General features: G+C 51.0%; 13 protein-coding genes. All 13 read left to right on the top strand.

Translation table 11 applies throughout. The annotated features are described in order from the left end of the window. The first annotated feature begins 4 nt into the window (after positions 1–4). Positions 5–229, top strand: coding sequence for a PF20097 family protein (locus T488_RS0103355; RefSeq protein WP_028519575.1), 225 nt, complete (start codon positions 5–7; stop codon positions 227–229). 80 nt (positions 230–309) lie between these two features. Further along, complete coding sequence (locus T488_RS0103350; RefSeq protein ID WP_028519574.1) at positions 310–930, top strand: hypothetical protein; 621 nt, start codon at positions 310–312, stop codon at positions 928–930. A gap of 29 nt (positions 931–959) precedes the next feature. Further along, positions 960–2,987, top strand: a complete 2,028-nt coding sequence (gene mutL, locus T488_RS0103345) for a DNA mismatch repair endonuclease MutL (protein ID WP_028519573.1) — start codon at positions 960–962, stop codon at positions 2,985–2,987. A 10-nt stretch (positions 2,988–2,997) separates the two neighbouring features. Then, a complete protein-coding gene (locus T488_RS0103340; RefSeq protein WP_028519572.1) occupies positions 2,998–3,657 on the top strand; it encodes a hypothetical protein in 660 nt (219 codons plus the stop codon). A 47-nt stretch (positions 3,658–3,704) separates the two neighbouring features. Next, on the top strand, positions 3,705–4,358 hold the full coding sequence (locus T488_RS0103335; RefSeq protein WP_028519571.1) for a hypothetical protein: 654 nt from the start codon (positions 3,705–3,707) through the stop codon (positions 4,356–4,358). Beyond that, positions 4,342–5,295, top strand: a complete 954-nt coding sequence (gene miaA, locus T488_RS0103330) for a tRNA (adenosine(37)-N6)-dimethylallyltransferase MiaA (RefSeq protein WP_028519570.1) — start codon at positions 4,342–4,344, stop codon at positions 5,293–5,295. The genes T488_RS0103335 and miaA overlap by 17 nt, the downstream gene beginning before the upstream one ends. A gap of 94 nt (positions 5,296–5,389) precedes the next feature. Beyond that, positions 5,390–5,629, top strand: coding sequence for an RNA chaperone Hfq (gene hfq / locus T488_RS0103325; RefSeq protein ID WP_019679069.1), 240 nt, complete (start codon positions 5,390–5,392; stop codon positions 5,627–5,629). A gap of 11 nt (positions 5,630–5,640) precedes the next feature. Further along, the gene (locus T488_RS0103320) at positions 5,641–6,903 is read left to right on the top strand and encodes an HlyD family efflux transporter periplasmic adaptor subunit (protein WP_028519569.1); all 1,263 of its coding nucleotides are present in this window, start codon (positions 5,641–5,643) and stop codon (positions 6,901–6,903) included. Then, a complete protein-coding gene (locus T488_RS0103315; RefSeq protein ID WP_028519568.1) occupies positions 6,890–7,585 on the top strand; it encodes a YggS family pyridoxal phosphate-dependent enzyme in 696 nt (231 codons plus the stop codon). The genes T488_RS0103320 and T488_RS0103315 overlap by 14 nt, the downstream gene beginning before the upstream one ends. Before the next feature lie 94 nt (positions 7,586–7,679). Then, positions 7,680–8,147 (top strand): cell division protein SepF, encoded by a 468-nt coding sequence (locus tag T488_RS0103310; RefSeq protein ID WP_028519567.1) that lies wholly within the window; start codon positions 7,680–7,682, stop codon positions 8,145–8,147. Then, on the top strand, positions 8,147–8,905 hold the full coding sequence (locus tag T488_RS0103305; RefSeq protein ID WP_028519566.1) for an RNA-binding protein: 759 nt from the start codon (positions 8,147–8,149) through the stop codon (positions 8,903–8,905). The genes T488_RS0103310 and T488_RS0103305 overlap by 1 nt, the downstream gene beginning before the upstream one ends. A gap of 11 nt (positions 8,906–8,916) precedes the next feature. Further along, positions 8,917–9,477, top strand: a complete 561-nt coding sequence (locus T488_RS0103300; RefSeq protein ID WP_028519565.1) for a DivIVA domain-containing protein — start codon at positions 8,917–8,919, stop codon at positions 9,475–9,477. A gap of 62 nt (positions 9,478–9,539) precedes the next feature. Next, entirely contained in the window at positions 9,540–12,317 is a 2,778-nt protein-coding gene (ileS, locus tag T488_RS0103295; protein ID WP_028519564.1) for an isoleucine--tRNA ligase, read from the top strand. The last annotated feature ends 4 nt before the right edge of the window (positions 12,318–12,321 follow it).

The following is a 12,321-nucleotide window of genomic DNA, read 5'->3' as shown; positions in this document are numbered from 1 at the left end:
CGGCATGGAGTGCAGATATTGTGGAAACAAGATGCAAAAAGGCAGGATAAGGTCTAAGGCGAGCCTGCTTAATCCAATTGCTGCGTCAGACCTTGTATGGACTGACGAAAAGGATATTGGAAAAATGAAACGTAATGAAGCTAAGCTTTCAGAGGAAAATGAAGCATGGTACTGTGAGACCTGCAAGCTTGTTTTTTCAGTGCTGCCTGTAAAGCCGCCTGTTTTTTAATTTCTTTGTTATAAAGAAAATGTAATTATGCATTATGCATTATGCGTTATGAATTATGAATTAAATCTGAGGTGACAATTATGCCTGCATATTTTTCGATGATAATGGAATTCAGCCGTGCAGAGCTGGATTTTGACAATATGAAGGAGCTCACCGCTTACATCAAGCACGCGGGGCTTGAATTCAAGAGCGGACTTAAAGGCTACGAAAACGAGTCCATGGAGGATATAATGGACTGGAACCAGAAAAAGCTGGAGGAGGACTTCGAGCTGGGCTACGACGAGGACGCTTCCAACGACTATAAGCAGATGCGCTTTGAATATGACGGCTTTTCCGGAGTACGCGGCTTCATCACCAACGAGGAGCCCATCCGCGGTGAGTATATCTTTACTCTGCTGATACCTCAGGAGGAGGTCCACGTTGAGGGAGATACCTACAAAAAGGAAGCAGTTGAGAAGCTGAAGGCAATAGCCACAAAGCTCTGGATACTGCCGAAGACACGCACTATGCAGACTGAGCTGGAGCTGGGCGAGGGCATCACTCCCGAAATGGATATAAGGGAGGGCGCTGTTCCAAGTGCCTGTCCATTCGCCATCGTATCGGAAAAGCAGTTCGGACGCATGGACACAGCCGATTATACCGCCGAGCATATCGAATACGGCGGAGTGATACTCACTCCCAAAAGGGTAAAGCTGGTCTGAGCTGCTGCAATTCGGAAAGGAAGTAAACAATGCCCCCTATCAACGTCCTTAGCAAGGAAATATCAGAGCTTATCGCCGCAGGCGAGGTCATCGAGCGCCCCTCGTCGGTAATAAAGGAGCTTGTGGAGAACTCCATAGACTCGGGCGCAAGGCATATAACAGTGGAGATAAAAAACGGCGGAACTACCTATATGCGCGTCACCGATGACGGCTGCGGAATGTCCTTCGGGGATGTTCCCAAGGCGTTCCTTCGCCATGCCACCAGCAAGATAAGAGAAAAAGAGGATCTTGACAATATCATCACTCTGGGCTTCCGCGGTGAAGCACTTGCCTCCGTTGCGGCAGTCGCCCGCGTGGAGATAATGACAAAGCAGCGTGAGGAGATGTACGGAACTCTCTATACCATCGAGGGAAGCGTGGAGAAGTCTCACGAGGAGAGCGGCTGTCCCGACGGTACTACGGTAATTATCCGCGACCTTTTCTATAACGTGCCTGCAAGGCGGAAGTTCATGAAAAAGGACGTCACCGAGGCGAACGCGGTCAGCAATATCCTCCAGAAGATAACCATGTCCCACCCGGATATAGCCTTCCGCTTTATCCGCGACAACCGCACGGAGTTCAACTCCAGCGGCGACGGAGAGCTGTTTTCGGCTGTTTATGCGGTCTATGGCAGAGACTTTGCCCGTGACCTCATTCCCGTGGACTATGAGTACGAGGGCGTAAAGGTGGGCGGTTACGTCATAAAGCCCCTTTACTCCAAGAACAACCGCGCCTTCCAGAACTTCTTCGTAAACGGCAGATACGTCCGTTCAAGGCTCTGCTCCGCAGCTCTGGAAAACGCCTATACCAACATGATAATGACGGGAAAATTCCCTGCCTGCGTTCTCCTTGTGGACTTAGCCCCCAGCGCCATGGACGTTAATATCCACCCCACAAAGGCTGAGGTGCGCTTCACCAACGAGAAGTCCGTCTCGGACGCTATTTACTTCGCAGTGAAGAACGCCATGATGAAGGACGGTCTCATCTATGAGTTCGAGCTGAAGCCCCATGCGGACTGGACAAAGGCTACTCCCGAGCAGGAGGAGATGAAGCAGCAGGAATTCCTGTTCACTCCCGTTGACAAGATAGAGGAAACAGAGCAGAAAATGGCGGAGGAAGCCCCTCCCGTTCATACGGCTCCCGCGGCGGAGCATACTGCGGCTGAGGAACAGCCCTACACGGCGGATATTACTCCCAGCCCTGCCTATGACAAACCGGAGCCCGTGCAGTACACTGCTCCCGTCTATGAGAAGCCTGCGGAGACTGCGGCTCCAGTGAGCATTACAGCTCCCGAGCCCGTAAGTGAGCCCGAGAGAGTTCCCGAGCCTGTGGAACCTCCCAAGCCCGTGGAGGGATTCAGCTACATCACACAGCAGGCGTTCACCGCAGCTCCCGTACAGCAGCCCCCGGAGGAGAAGGCTCCCGAGGAGTCGGTCTGGACAGAAAAGCCGAAGATACGCGTTATCGGCGAGGCATTCGGGCTCTACGTTATCGCGGAGCTGGGCGATGATACCATGATAATGATAGATAAGCACGCCGCCCATGAGCGCATAATCTTCGAGCGCCTGAAAAGCCGCAACTGCCGCCAGTACAGTCAGCAGCTCCTTACGGGTGTGAGAGTCCTCCTCACAGGGGACGAGTTCAGCGCCCTCGAAACAAATCAGGAGCTCCTTGCGGACCTGGGATTTACCTTTGATTTCTCGGAGAAGCCCTGCGCAGTGGCGACGGCTGTGCCCACCTTCATTATGGAGCTGGACATGGAGGACATAATCTCCGAGATAGCCAATAATCTCCGTATGTACAGCCACGACCCCCAGTCCCATGTGCTGGACGATATGCTCCACACAGTCGCCTGCAAATCGGCAATAAAGGGCAACGACAAGAACAGCCTTGAGGAGCTTCAGTCCCTGGCGGAGCAGGTCTACTTCGATGAACGTATACGTCACTGCCCCCACGGCAGACCCGTGATGTTTACCATGACAAAGAGCAATATCTCACATCAGTTCAAGAGAACATAAGGAGCATAATATGAAAAAAGCAGTAAAAGTTATTATCCCGTTATTACTGGCGGTCGGTCTGGGAATTTTCAGCTTCTATAATTACATTGACGGATATGTTGTCGATTCATCTCATCTTAAAATGAAGTTCGGCGAGGTTCCCGCGGGAACTGAGTTTGCGGATATACTTGTAAAGGAAGACTGGCACAGGTACCCTGATGGAGCTGTCAATGTATCTTTTGCACCTACACTGGAACTTGATGAAAACTGCGAACTCGCAAAGTATAACGAGGACGGCTATGCAAGTCTGATACTGAGGCATAGCTTGGCAGTGCTGGAAGAATACAAGCTGTCTCCCGACTCAGCGGACAACCATGCTTGTCTCGGACTGGAAACAGGAGATGATGACATATTTGACCATATTCACCATATAAAGGTGGCTTACTGCGATAAAGACGGCAATATCCTCGGTATCACCGATGAGGCTGAGGTGAAAAGCGCGCTGTTCGGCAGACCTGAGTACACCATAAAGGCGGACGGCAGCAAGGTTGAACTTGATACGCACATAAAGCTGACCTTCTTCTGGGGAGTTGTACTGCCCGGAGTATTAGGAGCTATCCTCCTTGTAACAGCTATCGACATCGCAGTCAAGGAAAGAAAAAAGTCTGAAGCGTCAGATAGTGAAGAGTAAAATATACTATGAAACGGGTAATCAAAGCACTAATTGCGGTATATTGCATGACTTTTATGTGCATTTTCGGCGGTATCAGTGCCTTTGCATGGGACGTTGATACACGCAGTCAGGACATCGTGCTGAAAAATGTGCCCGAGGGCACAGCCTTTGCGGATATACTTGTAAAGGATAAAAAGAACGACAAGTATGCCGCCTGCTTCAATGAGGAGAACGGAAGGCTGCTTGGCGTGGAAAAAGACTGCGGACTTGCAGTATATGAAGAAGACGGCTATACAAGTATGCTCCTGCGGCATAACTGTGCCGTTTTTGAGAAAGCAGACCTTTCGGAGCATTCAAGCGTCAGTTTTAAGCTGAATGAAGAAAACAACAAGCTTTTCAATCACTTCCGCAGGATAAAAGTTGCCTGTTGTGACAAGGAGGGCAATATCCTCGGAGTGACAGATGTATCAGGGGTTGAAGCGGTGCATTTTAATACACCTGCCTATTACAGAATAGAAGCAAACGGCAGCAGTCTGTCCTGCGAAGTAAATACAGGACCGCCATATTTCATGATGGTTCTGGTGCCTGCGGCGTTTATACTGTTTGCGGTGATCGTAATTGCGGCGATCATAATTAAAAGAGCCGTCAGAAAAGCGGGTACAGCCGGAATGATAAAGCGTATACAGTCGGGAGAAGTCGATAATGAACGAAAAAAATAAAAAGCCCTTTGTGCTGGCGGTGGTCGGACCTACGGCATCGGGCAAGACATGGCTGGGCGTTGAGCTGGCGAAGATATACGGCGGAGAGGTCATCTCCGCCGATTCCATGCAGATATACAAGGGCATGGACATAGCCTCCGCAAAGCCCACGGAAGCCGAAAAACATGGGATCCCCCACCACCTCATGGACTTCCTTGACAGGGGAGAGAGCTTCAGTGCCGCTGACTATGTGAAGCTGGCAAATGAGAAGATAGTGGATATACTCTCACGGGGAAAGCTGCCCATTATCGTGGGGGGAACGGGGCTCTATGTGGACTCTCTGCTGGAGAATGTTCAGTTCTCCGAGGGCGGCAGCGATGAGGCTTACCGCGCGGAGCTCTGCGCCTTCGCAAAGGAGCATGGCAACGAAGCCCTTCACGCCCGTCTTGCGGAGCTTGACCCCGAAGCCGCAGAGGGCATACACCCGAATAATCTGGTGAGAGTGGTCCGCGCTATGGAGGTCTGTCACGTTACGGGACGGAAATTCAGCGAGCTGAAAAAAGAGAGCAAAACCGTGGAAAGTCCCTATGAGTCCCTTATTATCGGGCTTAACTACACCGACAGGCAGACCCTCTATGACCGCATAGACCTGCGTGTGGACGAGATGGTGAAGGCAGGTCTTGTGGAGGAAGCCCGCGCCCTCTGGCAGGAGAGCGGCATGAAGACCGCCGCCAACGCCATCGGCTATAAGGAGCTTATCCCATACTTCGAGGGGGAGGCAGACCTTGCGGACTGCATTGCCACTATCAAACAGGAAACGCGGAGATACGCCAAGCGTCAGCTCACATGGTTCAGACGAAATGACCGTATAGAGTGGATAATGATGGACGGATTTAATAAAAAGAATGAAATATTAGAAAAATGCAAAAAAACTATAGCCAAATACCTGGAAATGTGATATAATGTACTGTGTGTATTTCTATGCGGTATATTTGACAAAACATTTTACCCACAGATTTCTTCACGCAAACAAATAAAAAAGGAGAATGTGTATGAACAAAACTATCAATCTGCAGGACGTGTTCCTCAATCAGTGCAGAAAAGACAAGATCATGGTGACTATCATCCTCACCAACGGCTTCCAGTTCAAGGGAATGGTAAGAGGCTTCGACAGCTACGTTGCCATCTTTGACTGCGACGGAAAGCAGCAGCTCGTTTACAAGCACGCTATCTCAACCATCATTCCTGCAAGAGCAGTATCTATCCTCGACGCTTCCGAGAAAAACGACTAAGGGTGGTCTGAATGCGATTTACCAAGTCGGAAGGCAGCTTCCTGGTAAAAACACTGCGAAATGTGGTGCTGGTGCTGCTTCTGATAATTTTTGTCAGCATAGTCTATAACTTCCGAAACAGGGAAAGTGATACGGTCTCTGCCCTGACAGCCTCTGCGGTCTCCTCAAAGGAGTACAAGGGCGTGTTCATCAGGGACGAGGAGATCCTTCTCTACAGCGGGAACGGCGTTCTCAGCTATAATGTTGCCGACGGAGGCAAGGTGGGAAGCGATACCATTATCGCCGAAGCCTATCCCGACGACGAGCAGCTGAGCATCAAGCGCGAAAAGGCTAAGCTGGAAAACGAACTGAATATCCTGAAAAAGATACAGAATCCCGGTACACTTGAATCCGCTCAGCCTGCAAGTCTGTCAGAGAGCATAGATACAAGCTACCGAAGCCTTATCTACTACAGGGATACAGGCGATTACGATGAGCTTGAGAAAGTCAAGGACGATCTCCTCGTACAGCTCAGTACCTACCAGATCATTACCAACGAGGTCCGGGACTTCAATCAGAAGATCTCGGACATAGAGGCTGAGATCACAAAGCTTGACGCCAGATCCGTGGTCTCAAAGGAGCAGATACAGGCTCCCCGCTCGGCGTATTTCGCCAGCTACTGCGACGGCTATGAGGACAAGCTCACCACAGCAGGTCTTGATAAGCTCACCGCCTCGGAGATAGACAGCATAGAGGACAAGAAGTCCACTGCCCCTAATGTTGTGGGCAAGCTCATTGACGGCTATGGCTGGTATCTTGCCCTTGTTGCCGACAACTCCCGCAAGGAGTACGCTATCGGTGACAGCGTAAGGCTCAGGTTCGACTCCGCTGCGGAGTCATATCCCGCACAGATAACCGATATCCGCGATGAGAGCTCAACAAGGAGCGTTATTATCATCTTCTGCGACAAGTTCAACTATGATCTGGTACAGCACAGAGCTGAGCGCGTCGAGCTCATCAAGGGCGAATTTACAGGACTCAAGGTGCCCCGTGAGGCTATCCGCTTCAAGGACGTCACCGAGACCGTCACCGACGATCAGGGCAATGAGCAGACAAAGACCTCCACATGGAAGGGCGTCTATATCCGCGAAGGAGAACAGGTCCTGTTCAAGAAGATCAACGTTATATATGAGGGAAGCGACTACGTCCTTTCTGAGATCACGGGCGATAAGGAGTTCCTTGCCCTATATGACGATATTATGATCGAGGAGGTCGATAAAGATGATGAGCAGTAACGATCTCGCTTATATCGACGAGAATCTGCGCATAATAAGAGAGAGATGTGCCGAGGCAAAGGCTAAGTACCGCAGCCCCGACGACAATATCCGCATCATGGCTGTCACAAAGACAGTGGCTCCCGAGGCAATAAACCACGCTGTATCGCTTGGTATTGATCTTCTGGGCGAGAACAGGGTGCAGGAGTACCTCTCTAAAGCGGAACAGTATGACAGATCGGCTGAGGTGCAGTTTATCGGTCATCTTCAGACAAACAAGGTAAAATACATTATAAATAGTGTGAGCATGATACAGTCTGTGGACAGCCTGAAGCTGGGACAGGAGATCAGCCGCCTTGCCGTTAAGAACGGCAGGGTCATGGACATCCTCTGCGAAGTCAACATAGGGGGAGAGGACTCCAAGAGCGGCGTTGCTCCCGCAGAACTGGATCAGCTTATTGAGGAGCTCAGAGAGCTTGAGGGCATAAGGATAAGAGGTCTCATGACCATACCGCCGCCCTCCGACAGCGACATCTTCCTCGGAAGGATGAAGGAGCTCTATGACAGCGTCTCCTCGCGGTATGAGGGAATGGATACCCTCTCAATGGGCATGACCCACGATTACGCCGAAGCGATAAGATACGGCTCAACACTGGTGCGCATAGGCACGGGGCTCTTCGGCGCAAGAGACTATTCAAAGTAATTTCCAGCGGAACGCTGAACATCAACACGGGATGCTCCGCATTGATCCTGTGAAGAGATATAAAATATAAATAATGCGGAGAAGGAGTATTAAGATGAAACTTTTTGAGAACATTAAGGAATTTTTCTTTGCTGCAGAGGACGACGATTTTGACGCTGATGTTCCGGTACGTCACGAGCGTGAGCGCAGTTTCTCACCTTCCGATCAGGACGATGCTCCCGTAAATGAGGGCGCGAGCGCAGGCACAGGCAGAAGGAACAAGGTCGTTAATATCCAGACCACAGCACAGCTCCAGGTGGTTCTGGTAAAGCCCTCAGCATTCACAGATGCAAAGCAGATCGCTGATCATCTTATCGCCAAGAAGACTGTAGTTCTCAACCTTGAGACAGCTTCTCCCGAAAACAAGAGAAGAATAATCGACTTCCTCGTAGGCGTTGCATATGCAAACGGCGGAAGCCTCAAGCCCGTTGCTAACCTGACATATATCATTACTCCTTATAATGTCGGATTTATCGGCGAAGACCTCGTCGGTGAGCTGGAGAACAACGGCGTATTCATCTGATGGACGACAGGTCGGATAAGCTTTTTGCCGCAAGGCTCGAGGATATGACAGCCCTCTGTGAAAGGGACGGAACGGCTCAGTTCTCCTCCTTCCTCGACGAGAGACAGTGCTCCGTCGCCGAGGCATGGTGCAGGAGAAATACAGGCGCCCTGGGGTATATGCTCTACGGCGGATATGAGGACGCAAGACGCAGGATACTGGCTGTCTTTCCCGATTATTACGCCGACTATATCACCGAGGAGTTCCCCATGAAATGCCTTACCTTCACCTACCGTACCGAGGATAAGCTGACCCACAGGGACTTTCTCGGCTCCTTTATGGCTCAGCAGCTCAGGCGTGAGGTCATCGGCGATATAGTAGTCGGCGAGGGCGTGGCACAGGCATTCGTCACGGACGTGGCGGCAAGACTCATCGGCAGCTCTGTCACCAAGATAGGACGGGTGGGTGTGAAGCTTACCGATGATGAACCCTTCAGACTTGAAAATGCTCAGAAGTTTCAGGAAATAAGCGGAACTGTCGCTTCTCTGCGCCTTGACTGCGCAGTGGGGCTCGCGGCTCATCTAAGCCGTGAGAAGGCGGCGGTGCTTATCCGCTCTGATAAGGTGGATGTGAATCATTTTACAGTTTCCTCGGTCTCTCATGAACTGAAGGAGGGGGATATTCTCTCTGTCAGAGGCTGCGGAAGATTTGTACTTTCCCGTATAGACGGCTCGACGAAAAAAGGCCGCATACACATTAATCTGAGAAAATATATTTAGAGGTGAATGAAATGATAACTTCAAAGGACGTTAGAAATAAGAGATTTGAAAAGGCAGCTTTTGGTTATAAGCAGGAGGAGATCGACGAGTTCCTCTCACAGCTGGAGGCTGAGCTTGACGAAATGGAGCGCGAGCGCGCTGAGGCAAACAGCAAGATACAGGTGCTTGCTGACAAGGTAAGAGAGTATATGAGAGATGAGGACGCTCTCAAGGACGCTCTTCTCGGTGCCCAGAAGCAGGGCCACCAGGTACTCAACGACGCTAACGAGAAGGCTGAGCAGATCATCGCTGAGGCTCAGGCTAAGGCAGATGCTCTTGAGGATGAGGCTGTCCGTCAGCACGCTGAGGCTATGGAGAAGAACCGCGAGGAGATCGCCAAGGAGAAGGAAGCCCTCATCGAGGCTCAGCAGCAGGTAGCTGACTTCAAGAAGAGCCTCTTCGATATGTACAAGAGCCACCTTGAGCTCATTTCCTCTATGCCCGAGACCTTCGACGAGGCTACAGGCGCTGCTGAGGAAGCTCAGACAGCTGAGGAGATCGCTGCAGCAGTTGCAGGCGAATCCGAGGAATAATCAATAATCAATAAGATCGAAAGGAGGATCTCTCTGAGCTTTTAAAAGAGAGATCAGATAGTATGGCACAGGATTATAACAGTACCCTTAATTTACCGCAGACAGAATTCCCCATGCGAGGAAACCTGCCCAAGAGAGAACCCGATACTCTCAAGAGATGGGAAGATGAACGCCTCTATTACAAGATGGTAGAGAAGAACAAGGGCAAGCCCTCTTATATTCTCCATGACGGACCTCCCTATGCTAACGGCGAGATCCACCTTGGTCACGCTCTCAATAAGTCCCTCAAGGACTTCATCGTGAAGTATAAGAATATGAACGGATTCTGTGCGCCCTACGTTCCCGGCTGGGATACTCACGGACTTCCTATCGAGCTGAAGGCTATGAAGGCTATCGGCGTTGAGAACGGCGCTATCCCTGCGGTAGACCTGAGAAAGCACTGCCGCGAATACGCTATGGAACAGGTCGCAAACCAGATGAAGGGCTTCAAGAGACTGGGCTCACTGGGCGACTATGACTACCCCTATCTCACACTCCGTCCCGAGTATGAGGCAAAGCAGGTAGAGGTATTCGGCTCTATGGTAAAGAAGGGCTATATGTACAAGGGCTTAAAGCCTGTTTACTGGTGTCCTGACTGTAATACAGCTCTGGCTGAGGCTGAGATCGAGTATTCAAACGATCCCTGCTATTCTATCTATGTCAAGTTCAATGTCACCGACGACAAGGGCATCTTCACAGGCCTGGGACTTGACCTTTCCAAGATCTATTTCGTTATATGGACAACTACCACATGGACTATCCCCGGCAACCTGGCTATCTGTCTGGGACCTGAGTACAACTACACTCTCGTCCATGTAGGCGACGAATACTACGTTATGGCTGAGGAGCTCGTAAAGACCACTATGGAGACTGCGGGCATCACCGAGTACACAACAGACCATATCTTCACAGGTGCAGAGCTTGAGGGCATGAAGACAAAGCACCCCCTCTATGACCGTCTCTCACCCATCATCGTAGGCGACCACGTTACTCTTGAAAGCGGTACGGGCTGCGTACATACAGCTCCCGGCTACGGTGTCGAGGACTTTGAGGTGTGCAAGAACTACGACGATATCGGCATAATCGTCTGCGTTGACGCAAAGGGCAAGCAGACCGCCGAGGCTGGCGAGTTCGAGGGCATGGACACAGATCAGGCTAACAAGGCTATCGCTGCAAAGCTGACAGAGCTGGGCGCTATGCTGGCTACACAGAAGATCGTCCACCAGTATCCTCACTGCTGGAGATGTAACAGCCCTATCATCTACAGAGCTACAGAGCAGTGGTTCTGCTCAGTAAACGGCTTCAAGGATGAGGCTGTCAAGGCTATCGAGTCTGTCAAGTGGATCCCTGAGTGGGGCGAGGACAGAATAAAGGGCATGGTGCGCGACAGAAGCGACTGGTGTATCTCCCGTCAGAGAACATGGGGCGTTCCGATCCCTGTTGTTTACTGTAAGGACTGCGGCAAGCCCATCTGCAACGACGAGACTATCTCCGCTATTTCTGAGCTCTTCCGCAAGGAGGGCAGCGACGCATGGTGGACAAAGGATACAAGCGAATTTATCCCCGCAAGTGTAAAGTGCGAGTGCGGCTGCGGTGAATTCACAAAGGAATATGACATCATGGACGTCTGGTTCGACAGCGGTGTTTCTCACACATCTGTTATGGAGGGCAAGGACTTCCCAAGTCTTTCATGGCCTGCCGATCTCTATCTTGAGGGCGCAGATCAGTACAGAGGCTGGTTCCAGTCATCGCTCCTCACATCAGTTGTATACAAGGGACAGTCACCCTACAAGGCAGTCTGCACCCACGGCTGGGTAGTTGACGGCGAGGGCAAGGCAATGCACAAGTCCCTGGGCAACGGTATCGATCCCAGCGAGATCATCGATCAGTACGGTGCGGATATACTCCGTCTGTGGGCAGCTTCTTCTGACTATCACAGCGACATCCGTATCTCAAAGCCCATTATCAGCCAGCTCTCCGACGCTTACAAGAAGATAAGAAATACTGCCCGTTTCATTCTGGGCAACCTGGGCAACGGCGCAGGCTTCGATCCCGATAAGGACAGCGTTTCCGACGATCAGCTCACAGAGCTTGACAAGTGGGCGCTCATGAAGCTGGATAACCTCATCGATGCAGTTAAGAAGGGCTATGATGATTTCGATTTCCATATCGCATTCCACGCTCTCCACAACTTCTGCGTAATAGATATGTCCAACTTCTACCTTGACATCATCAAGGACAGACTTTACTGCGAGAAGGAGGTCTCTGTTCTCCGCCGCGCAGCTCAGACGGCAATGTACCGCATAATCAGTGCGATCACAAGACTTGCCGCACCTATCATTTCATTCACAGCCGAGGAGATATGGCAGTTCATGCCCCACTCCGCAGGCGACGACAAGCAGAGCGTATTCCTCAACCAGATGCCTGAGAAGAGCGGTATAGAGTTCAGTGCCGACTTCAAGGACAAGTGGGAGTTTATTTACAATACCCGTCTCGGAGCCAACAAGGCTCTGGAGGAGGCTCGTAACGCCAAGACTATCGGTAAGTCTCTTGAGGCTAAGATCATCATAAAGAGCAGCGATGCTGACTATGACAGATACGCTTCACTGGCTGACCAGCTCAAGGATATACTGATCGTTTCGGGAGTTGAGGTGGAGAAATCCGGCGCCGAGACCACATTCGAGGTGGCTAAGGCAGAGGGCGAAAAGTGCGAGCGCTGCTGGTGCTACAGCAAGTACGTCGGCACAAACCACGATCACCCCACTCTCTGTGAGAGATGCGCAATAGCTGTAGAAGCTTAAAATG

It is taken from the genome of Ruminococcus flavefaciens ND2009 (genome assembly GCF_000621785.1).
Lineage (GTDB): Bacteria > Bacillota > Clostridia > Oscillospirales > Ruminococcaceae > Ruminococcus > Ruminococcus flavefaciens_C.
Note: the sequence above shows the minus strand (reverse complement) of the source record. Positions and strands in the feature narration are given on the sequence as shown.